The sequence below is a fragment of the Lachnospira multipara ATCC 19207 genome (assembly GCF_000424105.1).
GTDB classification, from domain to species: domain Bacteria; phylum Bacillota; class Clostridia; order Lachnospirales; family Lachnospiraceae; genus Lachnospira; species Lachnospira multipara.
The window spans coordinates 54,215-78,623 of the sequence record NZ_AUJG01000001.1 but is presented as its reverse complement, the minus strand read 5'-3'; the positions used below and the strand labels follow the sequence as shown (position 1 = coordinate 78,623).

Genomic DNA, 24,409 nt, shown 5'->3' with positions numbered 1-24,409 from the left:
AAGGAGTTTCTATGTTTTTAGAAAATATAAATGGACCTGAAGATGTTAAGAAAATTAGCATAGAAAATTTGCAGACACTTGCAGATGAAACAAGAGCGGCCGTCATTAATAGAATCAGCAATATTGGTGGTCACAAGGGCCCAAATCTTGGAGTGGTGGAATTAACAGTTGCACTACACTACGTGTTCAATTCGCCAACAGATAAGTTTGTATGGGATGTCTCTCATCAAAGCTATCCACACAAGATTTTAACTGGTAGAAAAGAAGCCTATCTTGATGCAGAGCATTTTTGCGATGTGACTGGTTACACTAATCCCAATGAGAGCGACCATGACCAGTTTAAGATCGGTCACACATCCACTTCGGTTTCACTCGCACTCGGACTTGCAAAAGGCCGTGACGTGAATAATGGAACTGAAAATGTTGTCGCAATTATCGGTGATGGATCACTTTCCGGTGGCGAGGCCCTTGAAGCCTTGGATTACGCTGGTGAGTACGATAAAAATCTTATCATCGTAGTTAACGATAACGATCAAAGTATTGCTGAAAATCATGGTGGAATTTATAAGACACTAAAAAAATTACGTGACACTAAGGGCGAGGCACCTAACAATTTCTTTAAGGGATTCGGGCTCGACTACATTTACATAGACGAAGGCCACAATATTCCTGCCCTCGTAGAGGTTTTCAAAAAAGTTAAGGACATCGATCATCCAATAGTCGTACACGTGCATACTATTAAAGGTAAAGGACTTTCTTATGCTGAAGAAAACAGAGAAAGTTGGCACGCTGGTGGCCCATTTAACATAGAAGATGGATCACCAAAGAATAAGCCTACTAAGCCAGCGGACACAACAGTTCACGACAGTTTGGTAGAGCTATTAGAAACAGATGATAAAGCCGTTATTTTCAACGCTGCTACCCCAGCATCCCTTGGATTTATCGGTGAAGAAAGACAGGGTTATGCAAAACGCGGACGTTTCGTTGACGTTGGTATTGCCGAGGAAAATGCTATGGCTATGGCAAGTGGTGCTGCTAAAAATGGCGCTACTGCTGTATTTGGTACTATGGCTCCATTCCTTCAGAGAACTTATGATCAGCTATCACACGATTTGTGTTTAAATAATAACCCAGCTACTATCCTAGTTTTAAACCCAGGAGTGTACGGCATGAACTCTGATACTCACATCGCACTTAGTGATATCCAGTTCTTTGCCCACGTTCCAAATCTTCTTTATCTTGCCCCAACAAGTAAGGAAGAATACGTTCAAATGTTTAAATATGCCACAAGCCAGAAGGCACATCCAGTTGCAATTCGCGTCCCACGTAAATTTACGACTGATGGCATAGCTGATAACACAGATTATTCCTTAACAAATAAGGCTAAGGTGATTAACAAGGGTAGCGACATCGCTATCGTAGCTGTTGGTTGCTTAGTCCCAGTTGCCCTTGAAACAGCTAAGGCTTACAAGGAAAAGACTGGTAAGGAGATCACAGTTATTAGCCCTAGATTTTTAACTGGACTTGATACTGATCTTCTTGACTCCCTAAAGGAAGACCACAAGCTTGTTATTACTATTGAGGATTGCTATCTTGACGGTGGCTACGGCCAGCGCATCGCGTCCTTCTACGGTGATAGCGACATGAAGGTTAAGAACTTAGGTTTAACAAAGGAGTTCCATTCAGACTTTAAGCCAGATGAACTTCTAAAAGAAAATGGAATCAGCACCACTGGCTTACTAGCCCTTATGGACTAACTAAACTCTTTCATAGCGAGAAAGTAAGCTAGAGCTGATGAGGCCCCGCAGGTGACTGCGGGGCTTTTTTTAGTGATTGGGAGCGAGGTGTTGTTGTGGGACGGGAGCGGGGCGCGGTCGGACACAAAGGCGCTTCGCTGTTTGCTGTGGCGTGGGCTCCCGGAGGGTGGCTGCTTTTTTTGAATTCCTGGCTGTGGTCGGAGGTGAATTGACCTAACGGAAGGTTTTTTCGCTATTTGGATTATGGAAAATTTCCTGGAACACACAACTTGCTTTTATTTTGGCTCCGGAGAGGGAGTTTGGCGGAGGGAGTTGACCTAACGGTAGTTTTTTTCGCTATTAGGATTATGGAAATTTCCTAGAACACACAACTTGCTTTTATTACTGAAACGGAGGGGGAGTTTGCCGGAGGGAGTTGACCTAACGGTAGTTTTTTTCGCTATTGGGATTATGGTAAATTTCCTGGAACACACAACTTGCTTTTATTACTGAAACGGAGGGGGAGTTTGGCCGGAGGGAGTTGACCTAGCAACTTCATTTTCTTGCTTTAGTCCTACTTTCCCACTATTTATAATGCTCATATTTTGAAAAGTAATACTTACGAGCAAAAAAGTCTGGATTAGGTCACTACAAACTTACATTTCAACCTTTAAATTTAGGGGCAATTGACCCAACGCGAAATTTTCATTCCATAGGGATTAAAACTCAAAATCAAATTTTCTAAATCATTGACCTAACATACAAAAAAAGACCGCTAGGTCCTAGTTTTCAGAAAAGAAGCCTTTTTTAGCCCCAATTCTTAGCTAAACCTAACGGTCTTATATTAAATTCTTGGTTGCGACCACAACTTGCTTAAAACCTTGATAGGTTAAGCCTTTGCCGGTCATCGCATTCCTATTGATTTCTTGGTCGCCTCCCACTAGGCCACAAGCCCCGTGGTCTCACGCTTTCCACAACTTGCTCTCTAGCCCTTTAGCAAGTTCTCCAACTCTTCCTCAGAAATTTTCATTCCCTTTACTAGAGCTAGCTCATCTACTTTTTCATCTAAGATTTCCTTATACACGTAGCCATGCTCGCCTTTGAAAGTAAGGCCGCACATTAAAGGTGCATTTTCAGCTCTTTCTTCACAACCAAAATCGGCTTCACCTATATTTATAAGTTCTAACATAATCTTCCTCTATATATGCAAGTGCGGGAATCACAATGCCTGCAAACTTGCTTATATTCTTTCTAATTTAATTTTAGCCATACCATCTAGCTTGGACCATCTAGCTTGGCTTCTTGCCAATAATCTTTATGATATCTTTCTCTACTGCCTTTGGGTTTAGCTTGAGTACCTGATTATAAATCTTTTCCCAAGACTTTGTTGAATCTTCGCCATAGGCACTTGTTACTAAATCGTAACCCCAGATAACTTCTGGTGGCTTCATAATGGAAACTGCCATGCCGTACTCATTTCCTGTCTTTTTGTTGGTTCTTCTTCTAAAGTCGGAAATTACAAGGTAGAGATTCATTTGCAAAGAAGTAATAATTCCAGGATAATTCTTGGCTCCGTCCTTGCCAAAACCCGCGAGTTTCTTGAGTTCTGTTGAGAGAATCTCGTCCTCTTTCCAGACAATGTCGCCCTCGTCGTCTTCTTGCATGTAAAAATCCATGATCATCTTTTCTCTGCGGCTGGCCTTGCCATCAGCGTAACGTGAGTCGAAATCGTAACCGTCTCTTCGCGCATTTGCAAAAATCGGAAGCCATTCCTTACTGATAAAACCTGCCCTCTTGTCAAAGAACTTGCCATAGGCAACTTCCTTTGAACGGGCGATGATTTCGCGCCATTCCCATGGATCCTCGCTAGCGATGCCGGTCCACCAGAAATCTGCTGCCACCATCTCTTCTAATGAAAAGCCTTCCACCTCATTTGCGAAAAATGGGAGAAAACCTATCTTATTCACTAACTCCACAACCTCTTGCCAAGACTTGATTCTTGACTTATCGTTGAAAGCCTTGCCCTTCATGTACCAAATTCCATCTATTTTTTCCATTGTGTTCCTTTCATTGCGTGTAAAGCAGGAGTTGCTTACACTGCGTTAAATCTTATCTTTAATAGGCTTATTATAGCATTAATCCCATATTTTTGTAGGGGTTCCCATAACTTTAATGGAAGTTGTTGGGATTTTTCGTGAGGGTTACAATCAACGAGGGATTTTTGATAAATTACCTGTATTTAGAAATTTCATTTCAGCAGCCTATACCATCAAAACGACAGTTTTTAAGAACTGATGGTAAGACCCAAGTTTTTAAAACTTAACTTAATTTAAATTCATTGCAGTAGCTTACAGGTAATTCCAAGAAATTTTAAATTTGTATGTAGGAAACTAAAATCCGCTTTTTAGCAAGTTGATTTCTCATACCATCAACTCATGAAATTTTACTGATTGCATGTAAGTCTGAAAAATCAAGGAATCTAATTTACAGGTAAATCTAGTATTTTTCCTGATTGACTGTAACCACAAAAAAACAAAATTTCAAAATTACATCAAACTGGTATTTTTCACAAATTACCTGCATCATTTCCCAAGAAAAAAGGGGCGAAATCCAAAACCCTACCACCGCAGAACAAAGAGCCCCCACTCCATCAAAAAAGGAGCAGCCCCGCTGCTCCTTTAACTCATCTACTTAGCTACTCCTTATCTCATCAACTCCACTATTCCTTCAAACCCGCTAAAACACTACCTTCATAGTCGTTCCAACCCCCGGTTCGCTTTCAAGCTCGATCTTAGCGTTGTGGATTTCCACCACATGCTTCACGATTGAAAGGCCAAGTCCTGTGCCGCCGGTTTCTTTCGAGCGGCTCTTATCAACTCTATAAAATCTCTCGAAAATTCGCTGCTGGTCTTCCTTTGGAATTCCAATGCCGTTATCCTTCACAATCAAGCAAGCTTCAGGATTTGCTGTAACAACGACCTCAACCTTACCACCAGGATTGTTGTAACGGATAGCGTTCTGAATTAGATTTTCTGCGAGTTCCCTAAGCATGTGGCTGTTGCCCCTGAGCCTGCAAGCTTCGCCCTTTAGGCTAAGCTCCACGCCCCTTTGCTTTGCGCCAAACTCAAGATTTTCCACGCACTCGCTAACAATCTCGTAGAGATTTAGCTCCTCAAAGGAAGGTTCTCTATCACTTCTATCAAGCTCAGAAAGCCTGATAATATCTGTGATTAGGGCAAGTAATCTATTAGAGTTCTTTCTGATTTCGTGGTAAAAATGTTTTCTCTTTTCTTCATCCACAAAATCCCCCTCTAAAAGCTCCGCATAGCCTGAAATCGCCGTTAGCGGTGTCTTTAGCTCATGAGAAATATTTGCAGTAAAATCCTGTCTTACCTTGGCGGCCGATAAAACCTCGTCGTGCTGCGCCCTGATAATCTCCGTTAGCGGCTCAAGCTCCTTATAAGGTGCCTCATAATTGACATTGTTGAAATTCTTGGCCATATTTTCAACCGGTCGCAACAACTGCTTTGTAAGCAAATGTGAAAGCAAGACGCAAATCATAATCAAAGCCATGATAATCACGACTATTACTGGGGTTGCAGACATAAATACCGAAAACAAGCTATTTACATCTGTTGCCACTCGTAAAACAGTGCCATTATCTAGCAAAAGCGCATAATATATGGTGTTGTGGTTCATGGTGTCTGAAACACGAGTAATCTCGCCATATCCATTTTTAAAGGCCTCCTGAATCTCCGGCCTATCGTAGTGATTTGAGAGGTCCGCAGCCTCAGCATCGTTGTCGTAGAGCACAGTTCCATCCGTGTCCACCCAAGTGATTCGAAGCTCCTGCACATCCGCCGACAAATCCATGCTCGAAAGGTCCCCGTCAGTGGATTCAAAATAGTTCGTATCCCTCAAAAGTTTCGCCGTAACCGCCAAGTCATTTTTCACCTGTCCCTGGAAAATATTGTAATAAACAAGCGTCGTTCCAAGCACCGTAAAGGCAATGGCGATAATCGCGATAATCATAAGTCTTATATTAATTTTTGTTTTCATATGAAAATATCACACTTCTTTCCATTTATAGTATGTCCTAAATCATGTCCGATTTTTTCAATTATTGCTGCAAGACATTTACAAGTCTTCATCATTCCAGAATATAGCCCACGTTGCGCACTGTTCTGATGCGATTTCCATAGGACTGCAGCTTCTTTCGTAAAGTCTTTATGTGCATGTCTAGGGTTCGAGACTCGCCCTCGTAGTCGATGCCCCAAATTCGCTCCATAATAGTATCCCTGCTAAGCACGATGCCCTTGTTTAGCAAAAGGAGGGAGAGCAATTCATACTCCTTGAAGGTGAGCTCTACATTTTCACCATTAATGCTCACCGCGTGCTTCTCATTGTTTAGATGCAAATCGTCCAAAACCAGCTCCTTAACTTCCTCCGGAGCAGACCTGCGAAGCAAGGCCTTGACCCTGGAAATGAGCTCCATGACTGAAAATGGCTTCTTAATGTAATCGTCCGCGCCGTCCTCAATGCCCCTCACCAAATCCAGCTCCGTAGTCTTGGCTGTGACCATGATTATAGGCATCTTCTTGGTGTCGGGATTACGGCGCATTTCCTTAACAATCTCGTTGCCGCTCTTGTCAGGCAGCATGATGTCCACGAGGCAAATGTCCGGCTGCCTCTCCGCAAGCTTCCTATAAAAATCCTTGGCGCAGGCAAAGCCCATGACCGTGTAACCCGCAGTCTGCAAGGCATACTCCTCGATTTCCCTAATATTTTCATCGTCTTCGATAATATATACTAATGCCATTTGTTCAACCCCTTTAATATTCGTTATCTTTATTATGACTTATATTTTGAAAATGTCTAGGGGGGGAAATGCGCACGGGAGGGTATGTAAAAAACGGAGGGTAAAAAAGGACGGGAGGCTTGGATGAATCCCGGGAGGGCGTTTCGGGGCGGTAGCTTAATTTTTCAGGCACGCTCCCGCTTAGCTAGCAGCGTAGTGGTACTAAGGATTTGCCCTGCAAATCCAAGGACCAACGCAGCTAGAATAGCCTGAAAAATTAACTCCGCCCCTTCACTCCCATCTCCGGAAAGTCACCCCTCCCGCGGCTTTTCTACCCACCGAGACTTTTACAAACCACCCGCCTATTACATGGCGGGTGGGACGGGTCTTTCTTTTTTCCTCAATATTGAGACACATTTCCCCAAAACCCACAAAACTAAAATATAGAAAAAGGACACTGCCTAAACAGTGTCCTTTTCCTATAGGAATTATGTAGTGTGTCTTAAATGCAGGCACCAAGAAAGGAAATGCCTGCGTTGGAGTTTTCCTCTGTCTACATTGGAGTTTTTTTGATCTGCTTTGAAATGATATATGTAGACATGAAGTTTATATCTATATTTAATAATAGATAACAAATCTAGTCGGTTGCCAGGCGACAACCCTTATCAATTGGGACTTTCCTATAATCCCTTTGTTACTCCAAAGGGGGTAACAACTAATTTTCTCGAACCCACTGGCATGTTGGTTCATAAACAAAGTAAAAATGTATTTTATGATTAACGAAAACTCGTTACTTTAAAGATTAATAGATTAATTTACTACATACGGTGAAATCCTACCGTTTGGTCATTCTTCCTCAGCCGAACAGCGAAGCGTTTTCGGCGTCCGTTAGTCTCTCACTCCCGGTGGGGCATCCCTGCCCGAGGGGGGGATCTCCTCACGGTGGTGTAGAACAGCCGCTAGGGAGTGGGGATGTATTCGAACAGACTGTCCTGACTCCGTCGCCACTTAGCTTGGCGCGCCCACTACTGTGGGGGCGGGAAGCTTAGTAGCGCTACGAGAGACAGGAAGCGGGAGCGTGTCTGTGAGGATACACTCCCCAGACCGTAGCGGCGTCCGTTCTTATTCCACGTCAGCGAGAGCCTCAACGTCCTCCTCACCAGTTCTGATCTTAACGACCTTACTTACGTTATAAACGAAGATCTTACCATCTCCGATATGTCCTGTATAAAGGGCCTTCTTAGCTGTCTCAATAACTTCATCTACTGAAATCTTGCTTACAACAATTTCAAGCTTAACCTTTGGAAGGAGAGTTGCATCCATTTCAACACCACGATACATTTCGCCAGCGCCCTTTTGGATACCACAACCCATAACCTGAGTTACTGTCATACCTGTTACACCTAAGTCGTTCATTGCCTTACGAAGCTTGTCGTAACGAGAAAGCTTTGCGATTACAACAACCTTGTGGATTGCTGTTTCATTTTCAAAATCAGGAGTACGAACTACAGGGATTGATGCGTCACGTAATGTCTGTGAAGCGTTCTCGTAGTCGATAACTCCGAGGTCTGTGTTTTCATTTTCAAGCATCTCCATACCAGTTACGTCCATGAGAGAGAAGCCTGCATATGCAGAAGTTAAGCCATGTTCTGTAACATCGAGACCTGTAAGCTCTTCCTCTTCAGAAGCTCTAAGTCCAAGAGTTGCATCGATTGCCTTGAAGGCGATAAAGAGTGTTACTGTTGCCCAAGCGATTGTAGCAAACATACCGATAAACTGAATTCCTAATAATTCAAATCCGCCGCCCATGAATAAACCTGAGATTGTGTCGCCTGCTGAGTTAGCAAGAGCATAACCTGGAACTGAGCTATCAGAGAATAAACCAACTGCGATTGTACCCCAGATACCGTTGCACATATGAACTGCTACAGCACCTACAGGATCATCAATTCTTAACTTATAATCAAGAAGCCATACTGCAAATACTACAAGTAAACCTGCTACTGCGCCGATGATGATTGCGCCTAATGCATTTACACTATCACAACCAGCTGTAATAGCTACAAGACCTGCAAGGGATGCATTTAAACACATTGAAACATCTGGCTTACCATACTTAATCCAAGTGAAAATCATTGTTGTAACTGTTGCAACTGCTGGAGCAATTGTTGTTGTTACGAAAATGTGTCCGAGCTGTTCTACTGATGTAGCAGCCGCACCGTTAAAGCCATACCAACCAAACCAAAGGATGAACACACCAAGTGCACCAAGTGGAATGTTGTGGCCTGGGAATGCATTTACCTTAGTGATCTTACCCTTTGAGTCCTTTGTGAACTTACCGATACGAGCACCAAGAATCCAAGCACCGATTAAAGCACCGATACCACCTACCATGTGAATACAGTTAGAACCTGCAAAATCATGGAAGCCCATTTGAGCTAACCAACCGCCGCCCCATGTCCAGTGAGCTTCGATTGGATAAATGATACCTGAAATAACTGCTGAGTATGCACAGTAAGAAATAAATCTTGTTCTTTCAGCCATTGCACCAGAAACGATAGTAGCTGTTGTTGCACAGAATACTAAGTTAAATACAAAACCTGACCAGTCAAATTCTCCATAATTTGTGAAAATGTCAAAATTTGGAATTCTACTAAACCAAATAATGCGTCTTCACCAAGGAATAGACCAAAACCAATTACGATAAACATTACTGTACCGATACAGAAATCCATCATGTTCTTCATGATGATGTTACCTGCGTTCTTAGCTCTTGTAAAACCTGCTTCAACCATAGCAAATCCGGCTTGCATCCAGAATACTAAGGCTGCACCTATTAAAAACCACACGCCAAAGACTTGTGAGTTTACTGCTTCTAAAACTTCATTCATAAATAATTTTCCTCCTTCGGATTTTCATCCATTTCCAAACACACACTTTCCCTAATAATATAAAAAGGCACTGTTAAAGTGGACGTCACACTCTAACAGCGCCTTTGCTGTAAAAAACTCATTGTTTGTGTTTGCATTTTCATAAAAGCAAATTTCTTCACTTATCTAGCACCTGGATTAGCCAGATAAATGACGAAAGCGTCTTAATCGGAGATTCCCCGAATAAAACGAAAAAAGCGCTTAAAGATATCCTCTATCCTTAAGCGCCTTTGCTTTATGTTTATGATTGTATACACTTAACTTATTAGTGTCAAGCTAATTTTTAACAATTTAATATTCTAAAGTATTTTTTGAAAATGTGACTAATAATCTAAAGTCCTTAAGAAACTTAAAAAAATTAAGTCCTTAGGAAAGCACACCCACAAATCTACACATCGAATTTTTCCATTGCCTTAGCAAAATCCTCGTTATACTGCTCTTCCTCTTTCTTTAAAAGCTCTTTTTCCTTTGTCACATCAATAATCTTCATGGCATCAACCCAGTGAAGCTGCTTAATTCCCTTAATCGTCTTAATAGCCACCTGCCTATATTCAGGGCCGATCATTAGCAGGCTTAGGGCCTCTTCATTGCTTAGATAACCACTAGTTATAATGCCTAGGCTATCGTATAGCGTATCATTTGCCACAGGACCAATCACTACGTCTGCCTCAATCGTGTCCTTGCGGCGTCTATTATTGAAAATGTATTCAAACCAATCTTGGTTTCTTTCAAACTCAACGACCTTTAAACCTTCAAGGTCTAACTTATATTCATTTATATAAAAATTCTCTCCGGCCCACTTATTTACAAAGTCTCTGTCTGGACTAAGATAAAAGCCTTGGCCAAAATCTGCATTTTTCCTGCCGTGAAATACGTCAGGTTGCTTAATTAGCTCACTGCTTGCGTGAAATAATTTCATAATTCATCCCACCTTTTCCTCAAAAAATATGTATTGTTAATCTCGATTTATTATCATTATCTTACCATTTATAAACACCAAAAGATAGTCAATTATGCAATCTTATTTTTTAATTACAGGGGCGGCTCGCTTTTTTTCTTAGGGGGCGGCTCGCCTGATAAACGACAGCTTTTCTGAGGGGGTGGCTCGCTGTAAAACAAGCTAGGAAAAAAGCGGCACACCACAAGGCGCGCCGCTATATCTCATGTCTAAGTTTTAATCTTGCGATACATTTTCACAAGGCCAATTATTCTTCGATTGGACAGACCTCTGAAAGGGCGAGTACTGCGTTTCTTACGCAATCGTTACATGGACAGACTACCTGACCTGTAGTAATTCCCTTAAGATCCTTGCAAATTGTAGCTCCGCATTTTTCATTAAACTTAGCTAAAATTTCCTTAGAATATCTAGGTGTTCCCTTAGCGCCTGTTAGCTGGCCGGCTGTCATTACAGCTCCGATTAGGGCTCCGCATGTACTTTCCATGCAACCCATACCTGCAGCAAATCCTGCTCCAACTGTCATTAACTGCTCATTTGAAAGATCGAATTTATCCTCGAATGCAGCTAAAACTGCCTGTGTACAATTACATTTTCCTGATGCTTTAAGACTTGCTGCTAAGTCTGCACGTTCATTTATTGTCATAATTATTCCTTTCTTTTTGCCTTTAATTTACAGATTCCTTGAGTCATAGTTCCCATTGGGCAGAAACTACACCAAGTTCTCTCCTTAAAGAGTAACATTACAATAAGGCCTATTAGTGTTGATGTCAACATTAGGCTGTAAAAACCGAAACCAAATTTTGCTACCCAATCAGGAAAGATACTACCATTATAAGCCCATTTCCATGGCACTTTAAAGGTCCAGAATAACTTAATTGCTTTTCTTAAACTATCTGTTCCTGAAAATACTAAATATGTTTGAAATACCATATTGGCAAACATGGTTAAAAAGAAGGCCAAAAATCCGTATCTAAACCAATTAGAAGAGAGAAACTTTGGAGCCTTTTTCTTCCTTGATAGCTTTAATTTGTTACCTAAAAACCAGAATAATTGTCCTCTGCCACATAAATTGTTGCAAAAATATTTATTGCCCGCAAAAATTGCAACTATGAGGGGTAAAATAAAGTCAATTAATCCTAGCCAAGCAAACAAAATGTTAAAAAAGCCTAAGGCAAAATAAATAATTGACCAAATATAAAGATAATCCATCCACGATTTCTTTCTTTTGGGTTTCTTGATCTTTACATTGTTACTATTTGTCATTTGATACCTCCACTGTTTCTATACTTATTGTGTCCGCTGGACAGACCTTGGCACATATACCACAACCTACACATTTCGCCATATCAACCACTGAATAACATCCTCTAAAGATGCTAATTGCGCCTCTTGGACACTGCTTTTGACAGACACCACAAGCTACACAATGGCTTACGTCTACTTTTGCCTTTCTTTTAACCATCCTTGCTTCCTTTCAAACCTTTTATTTTTATCTTGCTTTTCGTACAAGATAAGTTTATTATATGTGGTAAGAAAAATATATCAAGTACGCAAAAAATATTAACCTGGTAAGAAAAAACTGAGTAATGAAAATGTAATGCGATTAAAGGAGTTAATTATGGCAAACAAAAAAGAACCTCTATGTGATGATATTGCAGGCGATGGCTGCGGTTTAAAGAAAGTACTAAATATTGTTGGCGGAAAATGGAAAATCATGATTTTATGTGTCATTGATAATAATGAGACTGTGCGCTACGGCGAGCTTAGACGTTCCGTTTACGGCATCACCAACACTATGCTTGCCCAGTCCCTAAAGGAACTTGAAGCTGACGGATTGGTAAACCGTCTTCAGTTTGATGAAATGCCAGTAAGAGTGGAGTATTCCCTAACTGAAAAGGCTAAGTCAATGATTCCTATATTGTTGGAATTAAAAAGATGGGGCGAGGCGAATTTGTAGTGGGATGATGGCGGGGATGGCGCTGGCTTCGCGCGCCGAATTTCCGTTACTATGATCCCCGTAACATATACAATACCCCAGACCACACTACACCCACGATGGCTAAAAAACAAAAAAAGATGCTACTTACGCAAGCGTAAATAGCACCTTCATCATTCATTGTCTATTTAAGCATAATCCGCTACTGTAAAAAGTGGCTTTACGACTACGACTTCGTCGTATTCTTTTTGTGTTACAGTAACGCTTGGATTTAAAGCTTTTAAATCCTTTTTAACTAGCTCCATAGCTCCATCTATTGTAGTTGTTCTACCTTCTCTGATTACTCGAATCATTCGTTCACACACAATTGGGTGAGCATAGATTGCAGGCAGTGGGAAGTTGCTTATTTTCTCAAGCTTACTTTCCATCTCAGAAAGGGTGTTGCGGTAACAATTGTCGCCATAGCGCTTATTATTAGTACCAGTAGGTAGTACGTGAGATGATATTACAAAGAAAATAAATGCAAATCCCAAAAGCACATAAACTCCACCAGTCTTTATTCCACTTGTCATTACAAGATGAATTCCGAAGGCGGCACATACTGCTGCCGCTAAGAATACTGCTACGGCTAAAATTCTGTATGTTGGATTAATAGAATCAAGAGTTCTTTTTTGTTTAGCATCATAGGCTAAACGTGTGCTTAATTCCCTATCCTTTTCAAGTTCAAGCTTTGCTTTATCTAAGATATCAATTGTTTGAATAGCTTCCTTAGATAAATTTTTTACAAAACGCGCACGTTCTTTTTCTTCAGCCTTTCTTAATCTTTTTTCAGCCTCAACGGAATGTGTTGGCATTTTCGGATAAGCCTCGCTTATGGCATCAAGCATTAAATCAACATGCTCTTCATATTTGAAATTACAAACTTTCTTAGTACCATCTTTGAATTCTACAACAAGATATGGAATTGAGCCAAATAAGCCCTTTCCCGTAAATCCACCTTTGCTCATTGCAACTCTTTTATAAACACGCGATACATTTGCCATATCAGCATAATAAACCCTATCTAGATAGAAGCTATTAAGATATATAGCCTTTTTTCCTAGTCCACAAGGACCATATTTAACTAGATTTTTCTTATCCTCTTTCAACTCCTCAACTGTTAAATTAGAAGAGCCTAGAGCTTTTGGTGTAAATATCATAACCCCACTCCTTTACTGGTTTTGCTCTGCTTTTGATCTTCTCTTTGTTGCTGCAATAAATAATCCTAAGAAGAGGATTGCAACAATAATACCTGCTGGATAAGCAACTAATGTGTTGTTTTTTAGAGCAGGAATTAAACCTAAGCATTCTGGAGCCATTACAAAATATGTAATAGAAACTGCACTCATAAATGTTGCAGGAACTACTGTAATCCAGTAGTTTTTCTTATTTATGAATAGATACATAGATGCAGACCAAAGAACAATCATAGCAAGTGTCTGATTTGTCCAGCTGAAGTATCTCCAAATAATTGAGTAATCAATGAATCCAAATGTATTACCAAATCCAAGGATAGCTCCTATACCAAGAAGTGGAAGGCATAAAAAGAAACGATTCTTAACCTTGTTCTGATCAATTTTAAACCAATCTGCAATTGTAAGACGAGCAGAACGGAATGCTGTATCTCCTGATGTAATAGGACAAGCTACAACACCAAGCATAGCTAAAATAATACCTACTGAACCCATTGTCTTTGCACAAATTGCATAAACTGTTGTTGAATTTCCACCACCAGCTGCTACAAGGCCTTCACTACCATAAATTGCACAACCTGCTGCTGCCCAAACCAAGGCAATAATGCCTTCAGCTACCATTGCACCATAGAATACAAATCTACCTTGTTTTTCACTCTTTAAGCAACGAGCCATAAGAGGAGACTGAGTTGAATGGAATCCTGAAATAGCACCACAAGCTACTGTGATAAACATAAATGACCAGATTGGTGTTCCTGATGGATGCATATTTCTAAAGTGTGACCAAATTTCTGGTACCTGATATCCACCTGCAAATGTACCGATAATAACACCGACTGCCATGATAATAAGGCAAATACCAAATACAGGATAAATACGACCAATAATCTTATCAATTGAAATAAATGTTGCGATGAAATAATAGATAAGAATAATTGCAAGCCAGAAAGGTGCACTTGTAAGAATTCCTGAGACTCCATTATTTTTGAATAGTACAACAATTAAACCTGCAGGACCAACTGCAAATACTGTACCAACCATAACTAGTAAGATTACTGAGAATACTCTCATTACATTTTTCATAGTCTTACCAAGGTAAATACCGGTAACTTCTGCAATAGAAGCACCTCTGTTACGTTCTGATAACATTCCTGAGAAGTAATCATGGACACCACCGGCAAAGATTGTACCGAATGTAATCCAAAGAAATACTACAGGACCCCATTCAGCACCAGTTAAGGCACCAAAGATAGGACCAAGTCCTGCGATATTTAGAAGCTGTACTAAGAACAGTTTCCAGAGAGGCATGACAACATAGTCAACGCCATCATTTAAAGCGATTGCTGGTGTTTCACGATCATCTGGACCAAATGTACTTTCCACAAATTTACCATATGTGAAATAGCCAGCAATTAAGATAAATAGACAAATAAAAAAGCTTACCATATAAAATACCCCCTTAGATGCTTTTTACACGTAGCAAATCTTAAGATAAGTCTCATAAGTCTATAAAGGTGGATATAAATTACGGCTTATGATTAGCCACCTTCAAGGTTTTCTACTGTCTCTTATTATAATACTTTTAGGAATTTTTAACAATCTTTTTTGTATTTATAGGACATATAGCGCTGATATATTTTTAACAATGTAAACTTTTATCCTTTTTCTTTTCCTATTCTAATAAAAATATATTATACTATTATTATAGTTTTTGAACGTAATAATTTAATAAAGGAGAAAACAAATGGGTAATGAAAATGGTACAGAAAACAAGCAGACCATAAGTTATTTAATTAAAAGCACTATCCGTAACCTTTCGATTTTAGTTGCGGTGTTCCTTTTATTTATAGCTTGCGCACTATATCTTTTCACAAGATACACATCTGTTGTTAATAACGGTGGTATTGTTCGAGGGGGTAGTCAAAGAGTTGTTAAACTCGTTCTTGCAGGTTCCGATGAATCCGCAGGAGTTTCCGTAGTAGATACGAATCTTACTAATATTAAAAATGCAATGCATGTAGGAAATTTCGTTTCTAGCCGAAACGATGTTGACGACTATTGGAATGGCACAATTAAAACAGATATTGCTAGCTATAAGTTAACTGGGGATTCAAGTGCATTAATTGCAGATAGCGAAACATTTTTCAAAATGACTAATCAAATGGTTAGCGATGCACAATCGGTGGTTAATGTAATTGCCTACTTTATGTATTTTGTTTTAATCGCTTTCTTTATAGTGGCCTTCTTAATCTTTAGAAATATTAAGAAACTCTTTGATATAAGAGTGGTTGAACCTCTTGCTAGTCTTGAGACAAATCTTGATTCTCTTGCAGCTGGCCACCTTTCAGAGGAAATCAGCTATGACAGAGAAGACGAAATTGGTAGATTATATAATCAGCTAAATAGCATGAGCGACAACATTTTAGCATATATAAAGGATATCGAGGAAAATCTAAATCTCATGGCGGATGGTGACTTAGTTACGGAAAGCGGTATGACCTACATGGGTGACTACATTCCTATTCAAAACAACATCAGCCACATTAGAGACTCGCTTTCTACTGAGTTTAAGAGCATGGATTCCTTAGCCGACCACGTGGCAGCTTCTGCTGTAGAGGTTTCAAAAATCTCGCAGGCCCTTGCAGAGGGCGCCGTTAGCCAGGCCGACAGCCTACAGGATTTAAGAAAGAAGATTCAGATTACCTTAAAGGAAAATAAGAAGGTTGACGATTACGTTGACGATGTTAGAAATTCTAGTGGTTTAACTTCAAATAGCGTTGAAAAAACTCGCGAACAGATGGATAGAGCGGTTCGCGCCATGGCTGACATTAGCACAGCTTCTGAGGAAATTAGAAACATTATCAAGTCTCTTAACGAGATTACAGATGAAACTAGTCTTCTCTCCCTTAACGCCAGCATTGAAGCCGCTAGAGCCGGTGAGGCCGGTAAGGGCTTTGCCATTGTTGCTGAAAATGTAAGAAAGCTCGCAGATGAAACAAGTCAATCTACAGAATCAATTGCACAGCTTATTGAAACAGCACTTGCAAGTATTGCAAAGGGTACAAACATTGTTAATGATGCCGCTGATTCTCTTAATGACATCACATCAAACACTGAAAGCGTAGATAAAATCATTAATAAGCTTAATGAACAAAGCAAAGCTCAATATGAATTAATGGTAGAAATCGACAAACTTTCAACTTCAATCTTTGATGTTGTAAATGGTAACTCAGCCGTATCTGAAGAATGTGCCGCATCTTCAAGCGAACTTTCTTCTTACTCAGATAACTTAAAGACCTCTGTTGGCAAGTTCCACACAAGCTAAACTTGCTAATTCGGAATATGCTTTACTTACAAAACACATTCCATATAAAAAGAACTAGGCAAGATGATTGGATTTCCTTTCATACTTGCCTAGTTCTTTTTTACGAAGAATTATAACTTATTATATTTTTATTTATTGTCTGGACTTGCCAAAGTTCCTACTTATTGACTAGACTCTGCTGTCGCCTCCCTTATGGCTACTGCTGCCGCTTTGACTGGTCTCCTCACTACTAGTGTCTGCTAGTTCTTCTTTAACCACTTCTCTAACTTCTTTCTTAATATCCGCATTATCAATAATGGACTCTTCTGCTAACTTCTTAAATAATTTCTTATCCTTAGCTGTATATTCCTGATCGTCGTCATATTTTTTAGCTTCAAGCTTAATCATCTTTCTTCTAAGTCTCTTCTCCTTCATGATATTCTGCTTTTCGCGAATCCATGCCACAAGTAAGACTAAAAGAAGTAATAAGCCAATATATCCAAGGATTGGATACATTATTGAAATCAACTGCTTAAAGCCAGCAAAACTACAAATATAACCAACTACAACCACTGCAATAAGTATCATTCTTAGTTTCTTTATGTCATCTCCTGCAAATCGCTTAGCAAGGGCATAACTTAAACTAAAGGCCGTATTGAAAATCAGTGCAAAAATTATAAAGGTGTAAATCTGGGCAAGCACTGGATTAATCTGGGCTACGATAGTAAGCATTGGAATGTCTGAACTTTTAACTAGGTCTACATTTGCAAATAAAACGCCATAAGCACATAAAACGATAAGTCCAATCAAGGCTCCACCAATGGCTCCGCCCTTCTCGGCTACACCGATTCTAACCAAGGACCCGCCTAATACGAAGGCCATGGAAACCCCTGTAATAGCACAAAGGGCGTAATAATTAACGGCTGAAAAATACACGTTTGGCATTGGTGATGCGACGGTTTCTGCCACATTTGACAAACTATCAAAATCGTAGCTTTTGCCAATAAATGTGTAAGCGGTTATTGCAATAATTAATAATATAATAATCGGTGTGAAAATTCCCAACACCGCTGTAATCTTATCAAAATCCAAAAATGAAACCACAATTACGAGAAGCGCACAAATAAGGGCGCCGATTGCCGATGGCAAATTAAACTGCTGCTGCAAGTTAGCTCCCGCTCCTGCAAGCATAACAAAGAAAATTATAAAACCCGACACAATTAGTGTAAGGTCGATTATTTTATTAATAATTGGATGAGCAACTTGCTCAAGAACATCTTGATGACTATTAGAATCATAGTAACAGCCTAGCGCTATTATAATACGTCCGAAAATGATGTTTAAAGCCACAAGTATCAATATACCGATTAAACCTCGCTTGCCAAAGCAAACAAAGTACTGCATTAAATCCTGACCTGATGATAAACCAGCTCCAACGATTACGCCGACATAAGCCAACGCAATCTTCATACTTTTGCCTAATGTCTTCATACAAAATCTCCTATCTTTAGTTGTAAACAAACATGTCTATTTGTATACATTTTATCAAAGATTATATCATCGGTCAAATTGTAGGAATTTTAGGTGCAATTTTAAAAGCCCTCAAATGCTGCATTTGCGGCAATGAGGGCTAGTTAATTTGTGAAATATTACAATGTATTGCAATTTAGAAGCATTAAATTAAAGCAAGTAAATTCTGTAAAAGTAAGCTTACTACAGTAATACCTAGCCAACAACTTGCACCAATAACTAATGGCTTTCCACCTGTCTTAACAAGTTTTACTACATTACTATTTAAGCCAATTGCTGCCATGGCCATGATAATGCAGAATTTACTTAATTCCTTAAGGGGTGCGAATACATTTGCAGAAACCCCAAAATGAATGGCAAGAGTTGTAATAATTGAGGCTAATACAAAGTATAAAATAAACATTGGGAAGGCTCTCTTTAGGCTAAAGCCATTAGTCTGCTCGCCGTTTTTCTTAGCCTGTTTAGCTCTAATTAGTGATAAAACAAGAGTTATTGGAATAATCATTAAAGTTCTTGTAAGTTTTACTGTTACTGCCTTATCTAGGGTCTGACTGCCAAGATTCCACATACTATCCCAAGTTGAAGCTGTGGCTGTTACAGAAGATGTGTCATTTACTGCAGTTCCTGCAAAGATACCAAAGGCCTCTCCTGATGTTGTATCAAAACCGATTAGTTTTCCTAAGGTTGGGAAAAATAAGGCGGCAAGGACGTTAAAGAAAAAGATTACGGAAATTGCCTGTGCCACTTCCTCTTCCTTAGCATCTACAACTGGCGCTGTTGCTGCAATGGCAGAACCACCACAAATTGATGAACCAACACCTACAAGAGTTGCTGTGTTTCCCTTAACCTTTAGGGCCTTGTGTAATATGAAGGCGATAAGTAGGGATGTGGAAATTGTGCAGATTATTATTGGAAAAGACTGCTTTCCTGTCTTAACTACCACTCCTAAATCCATGCCGAAACCAAGTAAAACAACGGCTAATTGAAGGATGTATTTAGATGTGAATTTAATACCTTCCTGTGCCTTTGTTCCCTTGTTGTCCCAGAATAAGGCAATTACCATGCCGATTAAAATTGCTATTACTGCTCCACCAATGATTGGAAATTCTTTTCCTAAAAACCACGATGGAATTGAAATTACTAGGCAAATTAAAAAGCCTAACAATTTATCTTTGATTTTCATAATTTCCTCCTTTTTAGCTTTACGCATTATGCTATATAACTTAAGAAAGCTTGTATCTGCCTTTCTTCTTAAAAAATTATATTAGAGTTAATGGCAAAAATAAAATTATATATTATAATGTAACCATAATAATTTCTTATGATAAATAATATGATTGATAATAATAATATGATTGATAATACATTTCATGAGATAAGGAGGGCTTATGTTAGATTTTAGAGTTACAACTTTTTTGACCGTTTGCAAATATATGAACTATACTCATGCAGCAAATGAGCTCAATATCACTCAGCCTGCGGTTTCACAGCACATTAAGTTTCTAGAGAATTCCTATAAAGTTAGCTTATTTAGACAGGAAGGGAAGAAGCTTATCTTAACAGAAGCCGGAGAATTACTTTTTGAAAAAATGCGACAACTAAAAAACGATGAGGATAAATTAATCAAGACTATTTCTAACGAACTTGATTCTAAAGGTCCTTTTTTTACAAAAGATATTTCCTTTGGAGTTACCATGACTATTGGCGAATATGCTATTGCCAAGCCTATTAGCAACTTTTTAAAGGCCAACCCTGAAACTAATTTCAAGATACATTTTGCTAATACCGAGGAACTTCTAAATAATTTAGATGAGGGAAAGATAGACTTTGCCTTGATTGAAGGCTATTTCCCTAAGGATAAGTACGATTATAAGGTTTATGAAAATGTGGATTTCATCCCTGTAGCTTCGTCTAAGCATAAATTTAGAAAAAAGCCAAAGATTCTTTCTGATCTTTTTGAGGAACGCCTAATTATTCGTGAACCAGGCTCTGGTACTAGAAATATCTTGGAGCGAAATCTTAGCTTGGAAAATTTTAAGATCTCGGACTTTAAACATTTTCTTCAAGTTGAAAACATGCACTCCATCATTCAACTTCTTAACCTTGATGCTGGAATTTCCTTTCTTTATAAGGCGGCAGTTGAAGGGGAGCTAAGGTCTGGTAAGCTAGAAGAAATCAAGCTTTCAGACTTTAAGATGAAACATGACTTTACTTTTATTTGGCAAAAGAAAAGCATATTCTCTGAAGAAATCCAGAAAATATGCGATTCTTTAATGTGATGACATGTGATAGAAAGAAAGGCAGTCCCAAATCAATTCGGGCCTGCCTTTCTTTCTAACTTTCTTTCTATTTTCTTTTTTAATACGCATCTTAAATTATTATCTTAAGACTAACCAGGTTGCAATTAAAACTACTAGGAAAAGAAGGTTGTAAACCGTGAAGGTTTTCATGTATTTTCCAGTGTTTTCCTTATATTCCTTGGTGTAGGCCTTATAGGAAATGAGGCTTGCCATGGAAGCAATTAAAGTTCCAAGCCCACCAACATTTACACCAATAATTAATTCCTTATAGTTTGCTGTAAAGCCAGACAACATCAGGGTTGCAGGCACATTACTTATAAACTGGCTTGTGATTAGGGAAATGATGAACTCGCTATTTGCCATTACATTTTCCAAGAAGTCCTTTATAAAGGGAATTCTGCCCATGTTACCAGTGAAAATGAAAAATCCTATGAAGGTCAAAAGTAAAATATAATCTGCCTTGGCAATTAACTTTCTATCAAGCACTAAAACCGCTACTAGCACGATTCCCACAAAGATGTAGTAGGGAATTACTCGGCCTACGGTAAGCAATGCAATAATAAAAAGCAGACTAAAGGCTAGAACTTCTCTTATTTTTAGAGCACTTCCTGTCTTGATCTCTTCTTTTTTTGCAGTCTCTTCTAAATTAGAATTTTTATCCACAGACTTTTCTAAATCAGGATTTTTATCCACAAACTTTTCTAACTTATACAGACTATAATGTCTCTTATTTACAAAAAATATAGCAACAACTAAAAGGATAAAAGATATAACGCTATAGGGCAGCATTATTTTACAAAAATCTATTAAACTAAGGCCTGTAAGTCCGTACATATAAAGATTTTGCGGGTTTCCAATAGGTGTTAACATGCTACCTAGGTTGGCTGCTATGGTTTGGAGAACGATTATAGGTATCATTACATTTTCCAAATTAGCCCTTCTTAATATCATAATTGCAATGGGCACAAAGGTAATAAGTGCCACATCATTGGTTATGAACATACTTAAGAAAAAACAAATAAAGACTAAGATTGCCATTAACTGCCAAGCTTTACTAAACTTGCTAATTAGCTTGTTTGCTAGCATGTCAAAGAGATTATTTTTCTTAAAGCCTTGAATTATTATCATCAATCCCCACAAAATTCCTAGGGATCTAAAATCTATATAATCTATGTATTTAGCATCTGGACACACAAGAAGCGCAGACACTATTGCTAGTATCCACGCTACTGTCATCACGATGTCCAATTTTTTCAATTTATCAAAAATCATCGTTTAACATTCCTCTATTTCTAGGAGATGTTTTATGCAGCTTTTTTCTTCTTAATAACTAAAAAAGCTGTTACACATGCAGCTGCGATTGCAGCGATCACTACTTGAATCTTCATAAAATCACCTCCATCTCTTTATATTATTCTAATCCTCACCTAACAGATGCACGATTCTTGCCTCATGCCCTACTGCTGGTAAATATTTTTCAAATACATCGGCAGTTTTAAGCTTCAAGCTGGAAGTATTAATGCAAGGATGACAACCGATATATTCATCCTTTAACACATCTTCATCAACTAGGAGCTGCACTTCATTTTCCTTATCATTCATAAGTCCCATGATGCTAACGGAGCCTGGTGTGATGTCTAAATATTTAAGCATATCTTCTTCATCAGCAAAGGATAATCTTGCTGAGTTTATCTGTTTTGAAAGTTCCTTGGTCTTAAACTTCTTATCTCCAGGCATCATGAGTAAGTAAAAATTCGTCTTCTGACGATTGCATAAAAATAAATTCTTACAAATTATTACTTCTAAAACCTTATCTATTTCATTGCAAAGTTCCATTGTACTTGCTTCTTCATGATCTGTTCTTTCATACTGTATACCTAACTTATCTAGCAAGTCATAAACTCTTATTTCTTTTTCTAATCGATTAGAGGTACATTCAGGTCTACCTTTGTACAAATTCATTTTAACATTTTCCTCTCATTCTTAAAACATTCTTATGCTAAATTAGAAAATAGTCTCTCCATCTTCACATGCATAATTCCTTCTTCAAGGAATTCTTCTGAAACCACCTTAAAGCCAAACTTCTCATAAAACTTGATAGCATGGGTTTGAGCATCTAGCTTTATCTTATTAGTGTTAAATTTAGTCTTAACCTGTTCTAAACCTTCCTTTAATAGTCTAGCACCATCTCCTCTACCATGAGTAGTAGTTAGTACACGACCAATTTTTATAAAATCATCTTCTAGCTTAAAGGCTCTAAAATAAGCAATTACCTTATCTCCTTCTTTTATAAATACGTGAAGTGCGTCATAGTCTATATCATCCATATCCTGATAAACAATATTTTGTTCCACTACAAATATTTCCGCTCTTGCCTTAAGTATTTCGTAAACTTCTTTTGATGTTAATTCATCAAAAGTTTTTGCTACTATATTTGTTTTCATTTAACTACCTTTCTAAATCAAATCTCCGCCAAAATATAACCTAATCCAAGTTATTAGGCTAAGTATAGCATGATTATAGTGAATGTGGGAATTTTTGTTTATGCGAGGGTGCTGCGGGGCGCTATTGGATTTCTGCGAACGCTTTGGGGTTTCTGCGATATTTGCGGTTAAATCGTTGTTTTTTCCAACTTGCTTGTATGGAGCAATATAAGACTAAGATAAAATGAATAAATTTCGGGGAAGCATGCATGTAAAAGGGCGAAATTCTTTTTTTCCCTGCATTCCTCTAGTTAAATTTCATTAACAATTGCCATCAAAAGGCACTTTTTTTCAAAATTGAATGTAATTCACAAATTAACGTACTAAAGAGTTTTTTAGAGCATTACCATCAAACTTATCAAAATCGGAAATTAACTGTAAGCAAGTTGTGTCTCTACTTTTAGCTATACAAGTAATCTTAAATTTTTCTTATTTTGACTGTAACGATTAAAAAATTATAAGTAGCGTATTACCATCAAAACAACAAAATTTCTCACTTGCAGGTAGAGTCAGCTGAACGGCATTTTTTCCCTTACAGGTAAAAAAGAGAAATTTCTCCTGTGCCTGCACAAAACTGCACCGTGACAATTCAATTTCTACATTAAGTATAGTTTCGCCAGATTTCCACTACTATTCAGCCTCTATCTTATCTAAGCTATCCTTTAAGACTTCTGCTCTTAATTCCTTTAGCCATTCTGAAAATGCTACAGCATCGTGAGCATAAGTCTTTTGAAGTTCGTACTCATTCTCTGCCCAAGTACTAATAGGTGCTTCGTTATGCTGAATCAAAGCCTCTAGCTTATCTAGTGCCTTATAAAGTTTAGCTTCTTTAGTTTCAAGAGCCTGCATTTCAGCAAAAAGTGCGCTAAAGCTTTTTTTAGTTTTCTCTGGGAGTGTATTTACCCAGTCTGCTAAAAGCTTATCTTCCACTTCTCTGTCCTTGTCGGTTTTATTAAAAACCGGAATATCGCCTGTAAAGCATTCTCCTAAATCATGGATAATGCACATGCAAATTACCTTATCAATATCAAGTTTAGGAAATTCCTCTCTTAAAAGCATTGCCATAAGGGATATTCTCCAGCTGTGTTCAGCTACACTTTCCACTCTGCCTTTTGATGTTGTGCAGTGTCTAGTTGTATCCTTTAGTCTTTCTGCCACATGTAAAATTTCTAGGTATTCCCTTGCTTTCATCTTAATTCCTC

At 38.6% G+C, this 24,409-nt stretch carries 20 protein-coding genes and 1 pseudogene; 4 read left to right on the top strand and 17 right to left on the bottom strand.

Going from position 1 to position 24,409, the window contains the following annotated elements; genetic code table 11:
- Positions 1–11 precede the first annotated feature (11 nt).
- Positions 12–1,757: a 1-deoxy-D-xylulose-5-phosphate synthase gene (locus tag G600_RS0100375; RefSeq protein ID WP_027430155.1), complete on the top strand. Its 1,746-nt coding sequence runs from the start codon at positions 12–14 to the stop codon at positions 1,755–1,757.
- Positions 1,758–2,721: 964 nt separating this feature from the next.
- Here the strand turns inward: G600_RS0100375 and G600_RS0100365 are convergent.
- The 9 genes and pseudogenes from G600_RS0100365 to G600_RS0100320 all read right to left on the bottom strand — a co-directional run bounded on the left by G600_RS0100365 (position 2,722) and on the right by G600_RS0100320 (position 11,884).
- On the bottom strand, positions 2,722–2,925 hold the full coding sequence (locus G600_RS0100365) for a hypothetical protein (protein WP_027430154.1): 204 nt from the start codon (positions 2,923–2,925) through the stop codon (positions 2,722–2,724).
- A gap of 100 nt (positions 2,926–3,025) precedes the next feature.
- Positions 3,026–3,793, bottom strand: a complete 768-nt coding sequence (locus G600_RS0100360) for an AlkZ-related protein (RefSeq protein ID WP_027430153.1) — start codon at positions 3,791–3,793, stop codon at positions 3,026–3,028.
- Between the two features lie 679 nt (positions 3,794–4,472).
- Entirely contained in the window at positions 4,473–5,795 is a 1,323-nt protein-coding gene (locus tag G600_RS0100355) for a sensor histidine kinase (RefSeq protein ID WP_027430152.1), read from the bottom strand.
- A 91-nt stretch (positions 5,796–5,886) separates the two neighbouring features.
- Complete coding sequence (locus G600_RS0100350) at positions 5,887–6,555, bottom strand: response regulator transcription factor (RefSeq protein ID WP_027430151.1); 669 nt, start codon at positions 6,553–6,555, stop codon at positions 5,887–5,889.
- 1,101 nt (positions 6,556–7,656) lie between these two features.
- Positions 7,657–9,425, bottom strand: a pseudogene (locus G600_RS16020) (ammonium transporter).
- Between the two features lie 427 nt (positions 9,426–9,852).
- A complete protein-coding gene (locus G600_RS0100335) occupies positions 9,853–10,383 on the bottom strand; it encodes a DUF3990 domain-containing protein (RefSeq protein WP_027430150.1) in 531 nt (176 codons plus the stop codon).
- Positions 10,384–10,669: 286 nt separating this feature from the next.
- Positions 10,670–11,065, bottom strand: coding sequence for a C-GCAxxG-C-C family protein (locus G600_RS0100330; protein ID WP_027430149.1), 396 nt, complete (start codon positions 11,063–11,065; stop codon positions 10,670–10,672).
- A 2-nt stretch (positions 11,066–11,067) separates the two neighbouring features.
- Positions 11,068–11,685, bottom strand: coding sequence for a 4Fe-4S binding protein (locus tag G600_RS0100325; protein WP_051195287.1), 618 nt, complete (start codon positions 11,683–11,685; stop codon positions 11,068–11,070).
- Positions 11,675–11,884, bottom strand: coding sequence for a 4Fe-4S binding protein (locus G600_RS0100320; RefSeq protein ID WP_027430147.1), 210 nt, complete (start codon positions 11,882–11,884; stop codon positions 11,675–11,677). Before G600_RS0100320 ends, G600_RS0100325 begins: the two co-directional genes overlap by 11 nt.
- 156 nt (positions 11,885–12,040) lie before the next feature.
- Here G600_RS0100320 and G600_RS0100315 point away from each other — a divergent pair, with 156 nt between their 5' ends.
- Positions 12,041–12,379 carry a winged helix-turn-helix transcriptional regulator gene (locus tag G600_RS0100315; RefSeq protein WP_027430146.1) on the top strand — a complete coding sequence of 113 codons (339 nt, stop codon included), beginning with the start codon at positions 12,041–12,043 and terminating at the stop codon, positions 12,377–12,379.
- A 167-nt stretch (positions 12,380–12,546) separates the two neighbouring features.
- On the opposite strand, the gene G600_RS0100310 is transcribed toward G600_RS0100315, so the two are convergent.
- Both G600_RS0100310 and G600_RS0100305 read right to left on the bottom strand, forming a co-directional pair.
- Positions 12,547–13,557 carry a hypothetical protein gene (locus tag G600_RS0100310; RefSeq protein WP_027430145.1) on the bottom strand — a complete coding sequence of 337 codons (1,011 nt, stop codon included), beginning with the start codon at positions 13,555–13,557 and terminating at the stop codon, positions 12,547–12,549.
- Between the two features lie 12 nt (positions 13,558–13,569).
- Positions 13,570–15,036: a carbon starvation CstA family protein gene (locus G600_RS0100305; RefSeq protein WP_027430144.1), complete on the bottom strand. Its 1,467-nt coding sequence runs from the start codon at positions 15,034–15,036 to the stop codon at positions 13,570–13,572.
- A 298-nt stretch (positions 15,037–15,334) separates the two neighbouring features.
- On the opposite strand from G600_RS0100305, the gene G600_RS0100300 reads away from it, so the two are divergent.
- Positions 15,335–16,915, top strand: a complete 1,581-nt coding sequence (locus tag G600_RS0100300; RefSeq protein ID WP_027430143.1) for a methyl-accepting chemotaxis protein — start codon at positions 15,335–15,337, stop codon at positions 16,913–16,915.
- Positions 16,916–17,083: 168 nt separating this feature from the next.
- Here the strand turns inward: G600_RS0100300 and G600_RS13305 are convergent, their stop codons facing one another.
- Both G600_RS13305 and G600_RS0100290 read right to left on the bottom strand, forming a co-directional pair.
- Positions 17,084–18,385: a YkvI family membrane protein gene (locus G600_RS13305; RefSeq protein ID WP_051195286.1), complete on the bottom strand. Its 1,302-nt coding sequence runs from the start codon at positions 18,383–18,385 to the stop codon at positions 17,084–17,086.
- Between the two features lie 184 nt (positions 18,386–18,569).
- On the bottom strand, positions 18,570–19,607 hold the full coding sequence (locus G600_RS0100290) for a YeiH family protein (RefSeq protein ID WP_242826333.1): 1,038 nt from the start codon (positions 19,605–19,607) through the stop codon (positions 18,570–18,572).
- 205 nt (positions 19,608–19,812) lie between these two features.
- On the opposite strand from G600_RS0100290, the gene G600_RS0100285 reads away from it, so the two are divergent.
- Positions 19,813–20,703 carry a LysR family transcriptional regulator gene (locus G600_RS0100285; RefSeq protein ID WP_027430141.1) on the top strand — a complete coding sequence of 297 codons (891 nt, stop codon included), beginning with the start codon at positions 19,813–19,815 and terminating at the stop codon, positions 20,701–20,703.
- Positions 20,704–20,802: 99 nt separating this feature from the next.
- Here the strand turns inward: G600_RS0100285 and G600_RS0100280 are convergent, their stop codons facing one another.
- From G600_RS0100280 to G600_RS0100260, 4 genes are all read right to left on the bottom strand, one after another.
- On the bottom strand, positions 20,803–21,996 hold the full coding sequence (locus G600_RS0100280; protein ID WP_027430140.1) for an SLC13 family permease: 1,194 nt from the start codon (positions 21,994–21,996) through the stop codon (positions 20,803–20,805).
- 144 nt (positions 21,997–22,140) lie between these two features.
- On the bottom strand, positions 22,141–22,686 hold the full coding sequence (locus G600_RS0100270; RefSeq protein ID WP_027430139.1) for a prolyl-tRNA synthetase associated domain-containing protein: 546 nt from the start codon (positions 22,684–22,686) through the stop codon (positions 22,141–22,143).
- 32 nt (positions 22,687–22,718) lie between these two features.
- Positions 22,719–23,168, bottom strand: coding sequence for a GNAT family N-acetyltransferase (locus tag G600_RS0100265; protein WP_027430138.1), 450 nt, complete (start codon positions 23,166–23,168; stop codon positions 22,719–22,721).
- Between the two features lie 669 nt (positions 23,169–23,837).
- Complete coding sequence (locus G600_RS0100260; protein ID WP_027430137.1) at positions 23,838–24,398, bottom strand: HD domain-containing protein; 561 nt, start codon at positions 24,396–24,398, stop codon at positions 23,838–23,840.
- Positions 24,399–24,409 lie beyond the last annotated feature (11 nt).